The 14,411-nt window shown below is 65.8% G+C and carries 13 protein-coding genes; 5 read left to right on the top strand and 8 right to left on the bottom strand.

Annotated features, from left to right (window positions below; genetic code table 11):
* Positions 1-96: 96 nt before the first annotated feature.
* Positions 97-492, bottom strand: coding sequence for an HU family DNA-binding protein (locus PSUB009319_RS20405; protein ID WP_124384005.1), 396 nt, complete (start codon positions 490-492; stop codon positions 97-99).
* A 194-nt stretch (positions 493-686) separates the two neighbouring features.
* On the opposite strand from PSUB009319_RS20405, the gene PSUB009319_RS20400 reads away from it, so the two are divergent.
* A complete protein-coding gene (locus tag PSUB009319_RS20400; RefSeq protein ID WP_124384004.1) occupies positions 687-1,889 on the top strand; it encodes a DUF2252 family protein in 1,203 nt (400 codons plus the stop codon).
* Between the two features lie 157 nt (positions 1,890-2,046).
* On the opposite strand, the gene pdeM is transcribed toward PSUB009319_RS20400, so the two are convergent.
* The 7 genes from pdeM to PSUB009319_RS20360 all read right to left on the bottom strand — a co-directional run bounded on the left by pdeM (position 2,047) and on the right by PSUB009319_RS20360 (position 10,655).
* Positions 2,047-2,706 (bottom strand): ligase-associated DNA damage response endonuclease PdeM, encoded by a 660-nt coding sequence (pdeM, locus tag PSUB009319_RS20390; protein WP_124384003.1) that lies wholly within the window; start codon positions 2,704-2,706, stop codon positions 2,047-2,049.
* On the bottom strand, positions 2,703-5,318 hold the full coding sequence (locus PSUB009319_RS20385) for a ligase-associated DNA damage response DEXH box helicase (protein ID WP_124384002.1): 2,616 nt from the start codon (positions 5,316-5,318) through the stop codon (positions 2,703-2,705). The genes pdeM and PSUB009319_RS20385 overlap by 4 nt, the downstream gene beginning before the upstream one ends.
* Complete coding sequence (locus tag PSUB009319_RS20380) at positions 5,315-6,961, bottom strand: ATP-dependent DNA ligase (protein ID WP_124384001.1); 1,647 nt, start codon at positions 6,959-6,961, stop codon at positions 5,315-5,317. The genes PSUB009319_RS20385 and PSUB009319_RS20380 overlap by 4 nt, the downstream gene beginning before the upstream one ends.
* On the bottom strand, positions 6,958-8,013 hold the full coding sequence (locus PSUB009319_RS20375) for a ligase-associated DNA damage response exonuclease (protein ID WP_124384000.1): 1,056 nt from the start codon (positions 8,011-8,013) through the stop codon (positions 6,958-6,960). The genes PSUB009319_RS20380 and PSUB009319_RS20375 overlap by 4 nt, the downstream gene beginning before the upstream one ends.
* Positions 8,014-8,256: 243 nt before the next feature.
* Positions 8,257-8,637, bottom strand: coding sequence for a PHA-granule associated protein 4 (locus PSUB009319_RS20370; RefSeq protein ID WP_124383999.1), 381 nt, complete (start codon positions 8,635-8,637; stop codon positions 8,257-8,259).
* A gap of 221 nt (positions 8,638-8,858) precedes the next feature.
* The gene (locus PSUB009319_RS20365) at positions 8,859-9,797 is read right to left on the bottom strand and encodes a polysaccharide pyruvyl transferase family protein (RefSeq protein ID WP_124383998.1); all 939 of its coding nucleotides are present in this window, start codon (positions 9,795-9,797) and stop codon (positions 8,859-8,861) included.
* 63 nt (positions 9,798-9,860) lie between these two features.
* Positions 9,861-10,655 (bottom strand): DeoR/GlpR family DNA-binding transcription regulator, encoded by a 795-nt coding sequence (locus PSUB009319_RS20360; RefSeq protein WP_066705054.1) that lies wholly within the window; start codon positions 10,653-10,655, stop codon positions 9,861-9,863.
* Positions 10,656-10,740: 85 nt separating this feature from the next.
* Between PSUB009319_RS20360 and PSUB009319_RS20355 the strand changes: the two genes are divergently transcribed.
* From PSUB009319_RS20355 to PSUB009319_RS20340, 4 genes are read left to right on the top strand one after another with little or no spacing between them, the layout of a single operon-like run.
* Entirely contained in the window at positions 10,741-11,487 is a 747-nt protein-coding gene (locus PSUB009319_RS20355) for an HAD family hydrolase (protein ID WP_084382773.1), read from the top strand.
* A complete protein-coding gene (locus PSUB009319_RS20350) occupies positions 11,480-12,664 on the top strand; it encodes an ABC transporter ATP-binding protein (RefSeq protein ID WP_124383997.1) in 1,185 nt (394 codons plus the stop codon). The genes PSUB009319_RS20355 and PSUB009319_RS20350 overlap by 8 nt, the downstream gene beginning before the upstream one ends.
* Positions 12,665-12,666: 2 nt before the next feature.
* Complete coding sequence (locus PSUB009319_RS20345; RefSeq protein ID WP_066705051.1) at positions 12,667-13,539, top strand: carbohydrate ABC transporter permease; 873 nt, start codon at positions 12,667-12,669, stop codon at positions 13,537-13,539.
* Between the two features lie 10 nt (positions 13,540-13,549).
* Complete coding sequence (locus PSUB009319_RS20340; RefSeq protein ID WP_066705049.1) at positions 13,550-14,395, top strand: carbohydrate ABC transporter permease; 846 nt, start codon at positions 13,550-13,552, stop codon at positions 14,393-14,395.
* Positions 14,396-14,411 lie beyond the last annotated feature (16 nt).

Here is a 14,411-nt window from a genome sequence, read left to right as displayed (position 1 = left end):
CTGTTTACAACTCCAACCCCTAAAAACAAAAATGCCGTTCAGGTCTTAACTGAACGGCATTAGAGCCGAAGCTCCCTTTTTCTTTGCGACAGCTTGTTAGCTGTTGGCGGCGGCGTCCTTGACCTTTTTCAGGGCACGGACCTTGACGCGCACGGTCGCCGGTTTCGCTTCGAACCACTGATCCAGGCCGGTAAAAGGGTTCTTGCCAAAGCGGCGCTTGGTTGCCGGCACCTTGACCGATGTCACCTTGAACAGACCCGGCAGCGTGAATTCGCCGACGCCCTTCTTGTGCAGCGAAGCCACGATGGTGTTCTCCAGATGGAGCAGCACCGCCTTCACCGACTTGGCGTCGACGTCGGCTTGCTCAGCCAGATGGCTCACCAGGCTCGCCTTGGTGAACGTATCCTTCAAAGGCTTGATGGTCGGCGTTGTAGCGGCAGGCTTCTTTGCCGGCGAGGCCTTCTTTGCAGCGGTCTTGGTTTTGGTGGCCATAGTGGAAATAGATGGTTGAGTAAAGTTGACCATACAATGGAAGCGACGCTTGTGCGGTGCGCTTCGAGCAAGCATAGCAAAGGTTAGGCGTTATTGAGCTGATATCTCGGCTGTGCCGCGGCCAGGGAACGCTTATTGCATAGGGTTTGGGAGACTCCATCAACCAGCCGAAACGTCCTGGACTCAGCACAGATATGGCCCAACGAAAATCGCCGCGGAGCATGGTGAGCCCCAAAAACCGTGCGCCCGTGCTTGCCCGACTGCGTCAGTTCAAGATGGCGCGCTCGACCCATGCGTACGTGCGCGGCAGTACCGTTCGGTTCTACGAGTGGCTGAGCGAGGTGCAACCGCACACGTTTCCCGAGGGGCCGGTCATCTGGATTTGCGGCGATTGCCATGTCGGCAACCTGGGCCCGATTGGCGATGCCTCTGGCGCCACGCGGATACAGATCCGGGATCTGGATCAGACGGTGCTTGGCAACCCGGCGCATGATTTGATTCGACTTGGCGTCTCATTGGCGACGGCCGCTCGCGGGTCGGATCTCCCTGGCATTGTGACCGCAAGAATGGTGGAAGCGTTGATGGCAGGCTACCTGCACGGCATCGACCCCGATGCAGCGTTGCACCTGCCGCCGCGCCCATCGTCCGTGCGCACCGCAATGAAGGCAGCGACTGCGCGTACGTGGAAACAACTGGCCAAGGAACGTCTTAATGACACGTCTGCGTCAATCCCTCTGGGGCGGCATTTCTGGCCACTCTCACGAGAAGAGCGGCGCGAACTGAAACACCTGGTGAGCCAGCATGAGGTGCTTGCCCTGGTGGCGCGCCTTTACGAAATGCCGGGCGAAGCGTCTGCCAGCATTGTGGACGCAGCGTACTGGGTCAAAGGGTGCAGCTCGCTCGGACAGCGGCGCTATGCCGTTTTGCTCGCGGTCGATCAAGATCGCGGGCCGCGGTATCGGCTGATTGATATCAAGGAGGCGGGAAAGGCCGCAGCGCCCAGCGCCTCTGCAGGCGAAATGCCCCGGCTCAATGGCGAGCGCGTGGTGACGGGCGCGCGCCGTCTTTCTCCCGACCTGGGTGATCGAATGGCCTGGGGCCGCATGCTGGGCAGCAGCTTTTTCATGCGCGAGCTGCAACCGCAGGATCTGAAGCTGTCTGTCGATAAGCTCGAACATCAAGACGCCACGGTGCTGGCCGCCTATCTGGGCAACATCGTGGGTCTCGCGCATGGCAGCCAGATGCCGCGGGATGTTGCCACGGCGTGGCACCGGGAGCTGAAGGCACGCCACGGACGTTCCATCAACGCGCCGTTCTGGCTCTGGTCTTCGATAGTCGATCTGCTTGGGCTGCACGAGCGCCAGTATCTCGAACACTGTCGCGCCTGGGCCGGCTGAGGCGGCGGCCGCCCGCGCTTATGCTGAGATGACCGCAGTGACCCGCGACGTTGTGCGCGGCCATGTTTCGCTGGCGCATCAAGGTCACGGCGTGTGCGATTTGCGGTTCCGACCTGCACCTCTTTGACGGCGTCATGCCCGGCAGGCTTGCTTGACGTCAGGTCTGCAGCGGCCAGACCCTGCCGTCTGCCACCGCATACAGCGCCTCCCCTGTCGCTACCGGGGCCGTCCACAAGCCTGTGAACTCGCCGAAAGCCGGTAACAGCCCGCAAGCCCGCCCGAAGCGAAAGCACGGCAGCCGGAGCCTGTCCCGCCCGCGGCCGTTGATGACGATGCCGGGATGCACATGGCCTGCGATTACGTAGCGGCCGGGCACCGTCTGCGGTTCGTGGCACAGCGCGAACGGGCCGACAGCCCATGGTTCTTCTGCCACGTTGAAGCGCAGGTCTGCCGGCGGGTCACCCGCATGGCGGTCATGATTGCCGCGGACCAGCGTGCAGGCTACGTCGGCGTGCCGGGTGCGCCAGGCGGTGAGGGCGTTTATGGCTACCTGCGCTTCGCGCGCGTGGAGCAGGTCACCCAGCCAGGCGATATGCGCCACCGGCAGTCGCGTCAGCATGGCGTCTAACCGCGCGATGGTCTGCAGCGTGCTGCCTGCGGGCACAGGCACACCGCGTGCGCGGAATGTGGCGGCCTTGCCGAAATGCGCATCCGCCACCATCAGCATGCCTTGCGCGGGCCACCACAGCGCGCGCTCGGGCAGGAGCCACACAGTCTCGTCCGCGCAGTGGATGGCGAAGTCATGGGGGCCGGTCATAGCAATGGAAGCGGCTTCGATGTCTTGCGTGGCCGGCGCGCGCGGCGGCGGCTCTTGCCTGCCATGTCGGGCGATTCGGTCAAGCGCAATGCGGACTGTACGTCTGCGTCAATCACCGCTCGCTCTGCCGCATCGGGGTCGGTGGGCTCGGGGCCCGCGGCGCGTTCGGCTTCGGCCAGCATGCGTGCGATGCGATCGGCCAGTTTTTCGGTAGAAAGCTGTTCGCGAAAGCGCTCCACCATCAACGGAAAGCCGAACGGCGACGGCCGTTTCAGTGTGCGCAGTTCGAGCCGCAAGCCGCGCATACGGATGAGGGCGGCTTCAATGCGCTCGAGGTCCAACTCTTGGCGCAGCACTTCGGTTTCTGCCTGCGTGAGCAGCAGGTTGCCCGGGTCGTGGCGCCGGAAGACCTCATAGAACAGGCCGGACGATGCCTGCAACTGGCGCGTGCTCTTGGGCGCGCCGGGATAGCCCTGAAACACCAGTCCTGATACGCGCGCGATCTCGCGAAAGCGATGTTGGGCCAGTTCCCCCGCGTTGAGGCTGGCAAGCACGTCTTGCATGAGCGTGTGGGTGGTAAAGAGCTCGCCGGTGGCAAGCAGGGTGGGCCAATCGATGGGCGTGGCCGAGAGGAGTTCGAGGCCGTAGTCGTTGAACGCCAGGGAGAAGGTGGCCGGCGTTCGATGGGCAGCGCGCCAGCCCAGCAGGCTTGCCAGCCCCAGGTGCGCATGCCGCCCGGCAAACGGATACAGAAAGAGATGCCAGCCCTCGCGCGTGTGCAGCATCTCAGCCACCAGCGTTGCCGTGGTAGGCAGTGCGGACCAGCGTGCCTGCAGTTCGAGCAGCGGGCGCGCGGCTTCCATCTCGGGGCTGTCGAAGCGCGCATGCGCCGCTGCATCGAGTTGCGCCACCACGGCGTGCGCCAGTTCGGTGGAAAGCGGCATACGCCCGCCGTTCCAACGCGGCACGGCGGCGCGCTTGCCGCTGGCACGCCGCACATAGGCGGTCATGTCCTGCACGCGCACCAGTTCAAGCAAGCGGCCCGCAAACAGAAAGTTGTCACCGGGGCGCAGCCGCGCAATGAAGCCTTCTTCAATCGACCCCAGCGCACCGCCACCGGAGGCGCGCCACCAGCGCACGGTCATCGTTGCATCGCTGACGATGGTGCCAATGCTCATGCGGTGCCGCCGCGCGAGCCGTGCGTCGGGCACGCGCCAGACGCCGTGATCATCAGGCGTGACGCGGCGGTAGTCGGGATACGCCGTGAGCGAGTGGCCGCCCTGTCGCACGAAGTCGAGTGCCCATTGCCACTCGTCGTCGTGCAAGTCACGGTAAGCCCATGCGCGACGCACTTCCAGCAACAGCGCATCGGGCACAAAGCCGCCACCCAGCGCCACCGTCACCAGGTGCTGGACCAGCACATCCAGCGGCTTGTGCGGCGAGGCGCGGGTTTCCACCTGGCCAGACGTGGCTGCCGCGCGTGCGGCCGCGCCTTCTACAAGTTCCAGGCTATGCGTGGGCACCACTGTCACGCGAGAGGGCCGGCCCGGCGCGTGGCCAGATCGCCCAGCACGCTGCAGCAGCCGCGCCACGCCCTTGGGCGAGCCGATCTGCAGCACGCGCTCTACGGGCAGGAAATCCACGCCCAAGTCCAGGCTCGACGTGCAGAACACCGCCTTGAGCGTGCCTTGCTTGAGCCCGGTCTCAACCCAGTCGCGCGTGGTGCGATCCAGCGAGCCGTGATGCAACGCAATCAGCCCCGCCCATTCGGGCCGCGCATTGATAACGGCCTGGTACCACAGCTCTGCTTGCGAACGCGTGTTGAGAAACACCAGCGCAGTGCGGGCGCTTGCCAATTCTTCCAACACGTGGGGCAGCATCGCCATGCCCAGGTGTCCGGCCCACGGGAACCGGCCGACACCATCGGGCAGCAGCGTATCGATCTCCATGCGTTTGGGCAGGTGGCCTTGCACCAGGGTGCCGGTGGCCGGCGCACCGGCATCGCCCAGTGCGGCCATTGCTTGCGCCAGATTGCCCAGCGTGGCCGAAAGCCCCCAAACGATAAGCCCGGGCGACCACGTGCGCAGGCGTGCCAGTGCCAACTGCACTTGCACGCCGCGCTTGTTGCCTACCAGCTCGTGCCATTCGTCCACCACCACCACGCGCACTGAGCCCAGTGTGTCGCGCGCATCGGCACGTGCAAGGAGTAGCGACAGGCTCTCGGGCGTTGTCACCAAGGCGGTTGGCAAGCGGCGCGATTGCATGGCGCGCTCAGCGCTGCCGGTGTCGCCCGTGCGCAGGCCGAGGGTCCAGTGCGGCGCCAACGCCTGTGCGGCTTCGCTCAAGGCGCGCGTGGTATCGGCGGCGAGCGCACGCATGGGTGTGAGCCACAGCACCGATAACGGCGGTGCGCCGCCGCGCCCGCGCACGTGCGCCAGCCGCTGCAGCGCACCTAGCCAGACCGCATAGGTCTTGCCCGCGCCCGTGGTGGCGTGCAGCAGGCCCGATTCACCGCGCGCCATGGCCGCCCACACCGCACGCTGAAACGGCATCGGCGTCCAGCCGCGTGCGGCAAACCATGCATCGAGATCAGGCACTATGGGCGCGCTCATGATGGGGGCAACAGGCTTTCCAGTGTCTGCAGCGTATCGGCCTCAGCGACCGGCTTGTCATGGCGCCAGCGCAGCATGCGCGGAAACCGCACCGCAATGCCGCTTTTATGGCGCGTGCTGCGGGCAACGCCTTCAAAGCCGAGTTCGAACACCAGTGTCGGCGTTACGCTGCGCACGGGCCCAAAGCTTTCCACTGTTGTCTTGCGGATGAGCGCATCGACTTGGCGGATCTCTGCGTCACTCAGGCCGGAGTACGCCTTGGCAAAGGGCACCAGCTTGCGCTCGGCCGCATCGGGGGGCGCGTCCCACACGGCGAAGGTGTAGTCGGTATACAGGCTTGCGCGCCGGCCGTGGCCGCGCTGCGCATAGACGAGGACGGCGTCTACCGAAAACGGATCGATCTTCCACTTCCACCACACGCCCACGTCTTTGGTGCGACCCACGCCATAGCGCGCGTCGCGCCGCTTGAGCATTAGCCCTTCCACGCCCAGCGCGCGTGAGGCTTCACGCTGGCGCCCAAGATGCAGCCAATCTTCGCCCTGCAGCAGCGTAGACAGCTCCAGCGCCGGATGGATGCACTCTGCGATAACACGTTCAAGCTGCGCGCGCCGCTCGCCTTGCGTGCGCTCGCGCCAGTCCTGCCCCTTCCATTCGAGCAGGTCATACGCCAGCAATACGGCCGGCGCATCGCGCATTGCGCGTGCGGTCAGCGTCTTGCGGCCAATGCGTTGCTGGAGCAGCGCAAACGGCTGCACACGGCCTGCGCGCCAGACCACGATCTCGCCATCGAGCACCGTGCCGGAAGGCAGCACTTCTGCCATGGCCGATAGTTCAGGAAACCGCTCAGTGATGAGTTCCTCGCCGCGCGACCACAGCCATGTGCTGCCGGCGCGGCGCACGAGCTGCGCACGGATGCCATCCCACTTCCATTCGATCTGCCATTCAGCCGGCGGGCCGAGCAGGGTGTCGAAGGTTTCTATGTCAGCCTGCAGCGGGTGTGCAAGAAAAAACGGATACGGGTGCCCGGTATCGAGCACGTGGCCATCGACGCTTGCATCTGCCAGCAGCGCGCGATAGCGCTCGGCAGTAGGCGCCCGCCCGATGTCGGTATAGCCCATGAGCCGTTGCGCCACGTGTTTGGGATCAGTGCCGCCCGCTTCGGCCAGCGCGCGCGTCACCAGCAGTTTTGACACCCCCACGCGAAACGCCCCCGTGATCAGCTTCATCAACACCAGCCGCGCATGCAGCGGCAGGCCGCGGCATAGCTCGGTCAGGCGCGGCAGTACCACTTCGGGCGGCTGCCCGCGCAGCGGCAGCAGGCGGGCTTCCATCCACTCGGCCAGGCTGGCGTTGTCGGCGTGGTCAGCATCGGGCAGGACGAGGGCGATGGTCTCGGCCAGATCGCCCACGGCTTGGTAGCACTCGTCAAACAGCCATTCGGGCAAGCCGGACGTGGTCTGCGCGAAGGTTGCGAGCATGCGCACCGGCACCAACTGCCGAGGCCTGCCACCGGCCAGGAAGTAGACCGCCCACGCGGCGTCGGCGTCGGGCGCGGTGCGCAGGTAGGCCACCAGGGCGGCCAGCTTGGCGTTGCTTGATGTGGTGGCGTCCAGCTGCGCGTACAGATCGGCAAAGGCTCTCATGGCGCGGGCGGATCCACTGGCGCAGGCGTGTCGCGCGCTTCGCTTGCATCGCTTTCTTCACGCTCGTCGCCATACTCGGTGACGAAGGCGCGTGCATCCAGACCGCGCTCGCACAACCAGCGCACCATCGGCGCAACCTGCCCATGTGTGACGTAGACCCGCGTGGCGCCCGTCGCTTCAATGGCCTGCAGCAGCCCAGGCCAGTCAGCATGATCGGACAGTACGATGCCGCGATCGACACCGCGCCGCCGCCGCGCCCCGCGAAGCTGCATCCAGCCGCTCGCAAAGGCATCGGCATAGTCGCCAAAGCGGCGCATCCACGGCGTGCGTTGCGCGGAGGGCGGGGCAAGCACGAGTGCGCGTCGCAATTCTGCGCGCGGCACGTCGGTCGCAAGTTGCGTTGGTGGCAGTGCAATGCCCGCGTGCCGATATGTGGCGTCCAATTGCAGCATGGCGCCGTGCGAAACAATGGGCCCGATGCTGGTCTCGAGCCCCGACAGAATGCGCTGGGCCTTGCCGAATGCGTAGCAAAACACGACGCTGGTGCGGCCGGCGTCGGCATTGCCGCGCCACCACGCATTGAGCTGCGCAAAGATCTCGGTCTGCGGCCGCCAGTGGTAGATCGGCAGCCCAAAGGTGGACTCGGTGATGAAAGTGTCGCAGCGCACCGGCTCAAAAGGCGTGCAGGTGCTGTCAGCTTCCACCTTGTAGTCACCGGAGACCACCCACACGTGGCCGCCGTATTCCAGCCGCACCTGCGCAGACCCCAACACATGCCCCGCCGGATGAAAACTCAGCCGGACACCGTGATGGACGATGGATTCGCCGTACGGCAACGTCTGCAGGGGGATGTCGTCTCCCAGGCGCGCACGCAGCACGCCAGCACTTGGCGCGGCTGCGAGGTAATGGTGGTGCCCGATGCGAGCGTGGTCGCTGTGGGCGTGCGTGATGACGGCGCGGTCAACCGGCCGCCATGGGTCCACGTAGAAGTCGCCGGCTGGGCAGTAGAGGCCGCTGGGCGTTGTCACAATCAAGTCCGCTGCGCTTGTCATCGCTCGCTCTCATTGAGTGGCCCCATCTGACTCCCGCAGCAGACTTAACGCAATGGCTGCTTGTGAACGGGTTCACCACGCGTGTCAGCCGATTGGTCAGTGGTTGCGGTGCAGCAGGATTCAAGACAACAGAGGCCGTTGGCCATTTCTTCAATGCTGACGAAAAAAGGGCAGCCTGCGATTCGTTGTGCGGAAGAGAAGCCGGCTGCGCGGCCGGTTTCTCTGCACGCAATGAACATGGGCTTACTCCGTCCATATCGAATCGGCCCCGCGCAGTAAGTGGCCCGCTAGAACGTAGTCCCCCAGCTTCTTTGCTTTCGAATCAAGCCGTTCCAACTCACCGGCAGGCAACAGGTCAAGATCAAACTGACAGTAGAGGTTTCGTTGTCGGAACGTGGCTTTCGCGCGCGCAAGTCCGGCAACGAGTGCTGCGGGTGATTGGACGGCAACGCTCTCGTGGCCACGGAACTCCACGCGAACGCCAACCGCCCGGCCAAGCCGGCCCAGCTCAACTGCGTCTTGCCAGCCCGACTCGTAGTCCAGTTCGACGACCGCGACATCGCCCGACCCCACCAGCCGTAGCGCCTCCCCCTTGCTGCCGGCCCGCGCCGTGGCTGTCGTCATCGTATTGTTCCCCGGAGCCCGCGAGGGCATGCGTACCACTTGTCCTGTTTGCATCATGTTGAGTTGAGCGCGCCCAGACGGGCATTCCCTGTTTAACGTGGTTGAACGAGGCCTATGCGCCACATAGAAGCGGCATCCCGTGTGGGATTCGTTAAATTTCGATACTGTATAAATATAAGGGGTATCTATTTAGCTCCAGCAGCCCCATTGATACTGTGATTTCATCCAGCAATGGTATCCGATTGGCTCTCCCCGGTGTTCTTGCTCACGACATCCCCATACGTCACTGGCGGCGTAACCACCGCTTGCTGCAGGCGCATGCGCGCGGCGACGCGCTGCAGGCAAGCCAAGTCGTCATGCCAGGGCGCAGCGCCGGCACGAAACAGCACCACGCCAAGACCGGTGGCCGCAGCTACCTGGTCGAGTTGCTGGGCCATGGTGGTGAGCGTGGCGTCGTCGCCGAAGTCGGCGCTGAACTGCACGGCAAGATAGCCCTGCGGGAACGTGCGCAACACCTGTGCCATCTCGCCACCGGCTGCGTGCTGACGTATCCGTGCGTCAAACAGCTCGGCCACCATCACCGCCGGGTCGGGCAGCAGATGCGCGGTGATGCCCGCTGCCGCCAGATGCGCCAGGGTCTGGCCATCGCGCACGCTCACTGCATCCGCCGCCTGCAGGTTGGCCAGTACCTCGGCACGCAGCGCCGGTTCACATGTGTCCAGCTGCACGCCACCCGCCGCGAGATAGGCCACCCGTGTCAGCGCGGGAAAAAGCGAGCGCGACAGCGTGTAGGGCGCCAGCGCCGCGCTGCCCACCATGCGCTGCACCCAGGCCGCCTGCTCCAGCGGCCGGGCTTCCAGGTAAGCGAGGGTGGCTTGCAGTTCGTCCGGTGGCAGCAGCATCACGGCCGCCTGCCAGGCGCTGCAGCTGAGGATTTCGCCCCCGACGTGGATCAGCGTGGCCGGGTGAGCATCCCAATCGGCAGCCAACTGCGTCAGGGCCTGGACCTGATGGCCGCCGTCGGCGCGCAGGTCTCGGTTGGCCAGGCCGGCGAACACCAGTTCCTGCCCCGGCAGCAGCGCCGCCGCGATGTGCGCCAACAGCAGGTCGCCGAAGTTGTGGCGGTCGAAGGCACCGAACAGGATGATGGGCCGTGTCATGGCCGCATCGTAGGTCATGGCATGCAAAAGCGCCGCCACAGTGGCGCGCGCGTCGGCGCGAAACTAGGCGGCTTCTTCTGGGGAGGCCAGCAAGACCTCGATACCAAGGGCTTCCAGTGCCTGGCGTGTTGCGGGCGCAATGCCGGTATCGGTCACGACCCGGGTGACACGGTTCATTTCACAGATGCGGAAGATCGCCTGCGAGTTGAACTTGGATGAATCGACGAGCACGTTGACGGTCTGGGCAGCCTCGATGAAGGCGCGGTTCATCGCGGCTTCTTCCGGCGACAGCATGCCGATGCCGGCCGGCGAGATGCCGTGCACGCCGAGGAACGCGGCCCGCACCGTGATGTCGTCGAAGCTGCCCGGCGCCGGCCGGCTGACCGAGGTCATCTTCCTGAAGTCCACCATGCCCGGCAGCAGGTAGACCGCGGCGTTCTGGCTGCGTGCGAACTCCATGGCCACTGTCAGGCCGTTGGTGACAACGTGCAGGTTCTGGTGGCCGCGCAGCGCCTCGGCCAGGTGGCGCGAGGTGGTGCCGCCGTTGACCAGGATGCAGTCGCCGTCCGACACCAGTTGCGCCGCCAGTTCCGCAATGGCGCGTTTTTCACGGAACTGCTCGCGCTCGCGCTCGGCGTAGCTGATGCTCTCGTAACGCGCCCAGCCCTCGGCAATCACCTCACCGGAGACAGCGCCGCCGCGCGTGCGCTCCAGCAGGCCGCGTTCCTGCAGCTCGATCAGGTCGCGCCGGATGGTGATGGGCGAGGTCTGGAAACGCTGTGCCAGGGCATTGACTTCGACGATGCCGCCGCCCTGGACGAGGGCGACGATTTCCTTGTGGCGTGCGGCTTTGAGCATGGGCGGCGGGGCAGTTCAGACGGTCAGATCGGGCCGTGCAAGGCCCGGGCGTACGGCCACTATAGATTCAGGCTGAGTCATCAAAATGACACCTTCTGTTCATAACATGGCTAATATGAACAGAAACGATCATATCCGAGCAGTCGTCTTCGATGTCGATGGCACGCTGCTCGACACCCTGCCTTCCCTGGCCGCGGCGGCCAATGAGGTGCTGGCCGAAGCCGGGCTGCGCACGGTGCCGGCGGACCGGTTGCGGCCGGCGCTCAGCGAGGGATTGGGGCCGATGTTCCAACACGCGCTGGCATTGCAGGCCGAGGCGGCCGCGGCCGAGCAGGCCAGCGCCCTGGAGGCCAGCTACTTCACCCGTTATGCGCAGCACTGGCTGGCCCAGGCCACGCCTTACGCCGGTGTGCCGGCCCTGCTGGCGGAACTCAAGTCGCAGGGCCTGCTGCTTGGCCTGTGCAGCAACCGCGACCGGCCTTCCATTGAAGCCCTGCTGGCCTGCACCGGGCTCGACATCGGTTTCGATGCCGTGGTCGGGCTGGGTGATGCTGCGCGGCCCAAGCCGGCGGCCGACCCGCTGCTGCGCGTGCTGCAGCAGCTCGATGTGCCGGCCGCGCAGGTGCTGTTCGTCGGTGACTCGGCCATGGATGCACGCTGCGCCGAAGCCGCCGGCGTGCGTTTCGCGGCCCACCGCGCGGGCTACGCCGGCCAGCCGGCCGACCTGCTGCCCCAGGTGACGGGCTTCGACCACTACGACACGTTCACTCCCTGGCTGCTCGGCCAGCTGTCCAACGTCCTGACCTCTTCTCCGGAGAACTGCCATGCCTGACATCCACATCCACGGCCTGAGCAAACAGTTCGGCGCCACCCACGTGCTCAAGGGCCTGGACCTCACCGTGCGCGACGGCGAGTTCCTCACCCTGCTCGGCTCCTCGGGCTGCGGCAAGTCCACCCTGCTGCGCCTGATCGCCGGCCTGGACCAGCCCGACGCCGGTACCCTGCACCTCGGCGAGCGGGACCTGTTGCCGCTGTCGCCCGGCGAACGCGACTGCGCCATGGTGTTCCAAAGTTACGCCCTCTACCCGCACATGACGGTGGGCGAAAACATCTGCACGCCGCTGCTGATGCGCGGCCTGAACTTCTGGCAGCGCCTGCCGGGCATGCGCTGGCTGCTGCCGGCGGTACGGCGCCAGCATGCCGCGGCCGAGGCCAGCGCACGCAAGGTGGCGCAGAGCCTGGGCATCGACGCGTTGTGGGGGCGCAAGCCGGCGCAGCTCTCGGGTGGCCAGCGTCAGCGCGTGGCCTTGGCGCGCGCCATGGTGCGGCACCCGGCGGTGTTCCTGTTCGACGAGCCACTGTCCAACCTCGACGCCAACCTGCGCCAGGCCCTGCGCGCCGAGATCCGGCAACTGCACGACCAGCTCGGCGTCACCTTCATCTACGTCACGCACGACCAGCACGAGGCCATGTCCATGTCCGACCGTGTGGCCGTCATGCGCGAAGGCCGTGTGCTGCAGCTCGGCACGCCGGACGAGATCTACCGCCAGCCGGCGCACGTGGAGGTGGCGCGTTTCGTTGGCGCACCACGCATCAACCTGCTGCCGGCCGAAATTCGCGGCGCCGGCATCTGGGTGCAGGGCCAACAGATCGGTCATGTGCCGCCGGGCCAGGAGGGCGCAGCCTGCCAGGTCGGCTTCCGGCCGCAGCTGGGCCTGCAGGATGATGACAAGGGGCTGGCGCTGCAGGGTCGCATCAGCGGCGTGGAATACACCGGTGCCGAACTGATCGTCACCGTGCAGCTGACGCAAACCCAGGCCCAAGCGCAGGAGCAGGTGGTCTTCTGCCTGCCGGCGCAGCAAGCCGGGCTGCGCGTGGGGGAGCCACTGCAGGCCTGGGTGCCGTTGGCCCAGCTGCACGTGTTCGGCGCCGACGGCCAGCGTCTGGCGTTCGAGCCGCTGTCAACGCAGCTGGACGCTGGACGCAGCGGCCTGAAGGCACGGGGCTGACCATGCGCGTGCATCCGCTCAATACCCTGCTGCTGCTGTCACCGGCCACGGTGCTGCTGCTTGTGTTCCTGCTCGGGCCGGTGGCCGTCGTCGCCATGCTGTCGCTGACCGACTGGCAGTTCGGCGCCGCCACGCTGAACTGGGTCGGCCTGGCCAACTATGCCGAACTCTGGAGCGACCCGGTGTTCCGCCAGTCGCTCGCCAACACGCTGCTCTACCTCGTGCTGGTGACTGCCGGTGCCGTGGCCATCGGCCTGGGGACGGCGCTGCTGATCGAATCCGACACCCAGCTGCGCGGCTTCTACCGCACCGCCTTCTTCATGCCGGTGGCATCGACGCTGATTGCCATGGCCGTGGTCTGGCAATTCCTGCTGCACCCGAGCGCCGGGCTGGTGAACCACATGCTGCAGTGGGTCGGCCTGCAGCCGCAGGACTGGCTCAACAACCGCCGGCTGGCGCTGTACTCGCTGGCGGCCATTGGCGTGTGGCAGATGGCCGGGCTGGCGATGGTGCTTTTTCTTGCCGGCCTCAAGAGCATTCCGCAGGACGTGCGCGACGCGGCGGCGCTCGACGGCGTGACGCACCCGTGCGAGCGTTTCCGCCGCATCACCTGGCCGCTGCTCGGGCCAACCACGCTGTTCGTCGTCACCGTCTGCGCCATCCGCGCACTGCAGGTGTTCGACACCGTGCACGTGCTCACGCGCGGCGGTCCCAACAAGTCGACCGAGGTGCTGCTGCACACCATCTACGCCGAAGGCTTCGGCTTCTTCCGCATGGGCTACGCCAGCGCCATGACGGTGGTGTTCATCGCCGGCATCTTCTTCCTGACCCAGGTGCAGCACAGCGCCATGGAACGCAAGACCCACTACGCCTGAAGAACGCCCGATGATGCTCACCTTCTCCGCACGCACCTTCCTCTTCCGCGCGCTGCGCCACCTGCTGCTGATGGCGGGTGCGCTGGTCTTCTTGGCGCCCTTCATCTGGATGGTGCTGACCTCCCTCAAGCCGATGGACGAGGTGTTCACGCGCGAACTGACGTTGTTGCCCACGCGGCTGGCGCTGGTGGAGAACTACACCGAGGCGCTGACGCGTGTGCCCCTGCTGCGTTACCTGTGGAACGGCCTGCTGGTCTGTACCGCCATCCTGGTGCTGCAGATCGTGGTGCTGCTGCCGGCGGCCTACGCCTTTGCCAAGCTGCAGTTCCGCGGCAAGACCTGGGCCTGGCGCCTGGTGCTGCTGGCGCTGATGATCCCGCACCAGGCCACGGCCATTCCGACCTATGTGATGCTGCACCACCTGGGCATGCTGAACACCATGTCGGCGTTGATCGTGCCGTTTTCCATCTCGGCCTTCGGCATCTTCCTGATGCGCCAGTTCTTCCGCACCGTGCCGGACGACCTGGTGCACGCCGCGCGCCTGGACGGCATGAGCGAGTTCGAGCTGGTCTGGCGTGTGATGTTGCCCACTGCCGTGCCGGCGCTGTTTGCCTTCGCCATCTTCTCGGTCGTCTGGCACTGGAACGATTACTTCTGGCCGCTGCTGGTGATCTCCTCCCCCGAGCTGGCCACGCCGCCGCTGGGCACCATGTTCTTCCGCAACGAGGAGGCCGGCATCAACTACGGCCCGCTCATGGCCGGCACCGTGCTCATCACGGCACCGCTGCTGCTGCTGTTCATCGCGGCCCAGAAGCGCTTCATCGAAGGCGTGACGCTGACCGGCGTCAAAGGCTGATCTTTCCTCTTTCCGT

It is taken from the genome of Ralstonia sp. SET104 (assembly GCF_003851545.1).
Lineage (GTDB): Bacteria > Pseudomonadota > Gammaproteobacteria > Burkholderiales > Burkholderiaceae > Ralstonia.
This window is presented reverse-complemented; position numbering and strand designations above follow the sequence as displayed.

Excerpts from the sequence above, each read along its gene's own strand:
- PSUB009319_RS20405 (WP_124384005.1), bottom strand. The coding sequence starts at position 492 with ATGGCCACCAAAACCAAGACCGCTGCAAAGAAGGCCTCGCCGGCAAAG.
- PSUB009319_RS20400 (WP_124384004.1), top strand. The coding sequence starts at position 687 with ATGGCCCAACGAAAATCGCCGCGGAGCATGGTGAGCCCCAAAAACCGT.
- pdeM (WP_124384003.1), bottom strand. The coding sequence starts at position 2,706 with ATGACCGGCCCCCATGACTTCGCCATCCACTGCGCGGACGAGACTGTG.
- PSUB009319_RS20385 (WP_124384002.1), bottom strand. The coding sequence starts at position 5,318 with ATGAGCGCGCCCATAGTGCCTGATCTCGATGCATGGTTTGCCGCACGC.
- PSUB009319_RS20380 (WP_124384001.1), bottom strand. The coding sequence starts at position 6,961 with ATGAGAGCCTTTGCCGATCTGTACGCGCAGCTGGACGCCACCACATCA.
- PSUB009319_RS20375 (WP_124384000.1), bottom strand. The coding sequence starts at position 8,013 with ATGACAAGCGCAGCGGACTTGATTGTGACAACGCCCAGCGGCCTCTAC.
- PSUB009319_RS20370 (WP_124383999.1), bottom strand. The coding sequence starts at position 8,637 with ATGACGACAGCCACGGCGCGGGCCGGCAGCAAGGGGGAGGCGCTACGG.
- PSUB009319_RS20365 (WP_124383998.1), bottom strand. The coding sequence starts at position 9,797 with ATGACACGGCCCATCATCCTGTTCGGTGCCTTCGACCGCCACAACTTC.
- PSUB009319_RS20360 (WP_066705054.1), bottom strand. The coding sequence starts at position 10,655 with ATGCTCAAAGCCGCACGCCACAAGGAAATCGTCGCCCTCGTCCAGGGC.
- PSUB009319_RS20355 (WP_084382773.1), top strand. The coding sequence starts at position 10,741 with ATGACACCTTCTGTTCATAACATGGCTAATATGAACAGAAACGATCAT.
- PSUB009319_RS20350 (WP_124383997.1), top strand. The coding sequence starts at position 11,480 with ATGCCTGACATCCACATCCACGGCCTGAGCAAACAGTTCGGCGCCACC.
- PSUB009319_RS20345 (WP_066705051.1), top strand. The coding sequence starts at position 12,667 with ATGCGCGTGCATCCGCTCAATACCCTGCTGCTGCTGTCACCGGCCACG.
- PSUB009319_RS20340 (WP_066705049.1), top strand. The coding sequence starts at position 13,550 with ATGATGCTCACCTTCTCCGCACGCACCTTCCTCTTCCGCGCGCTGCGC.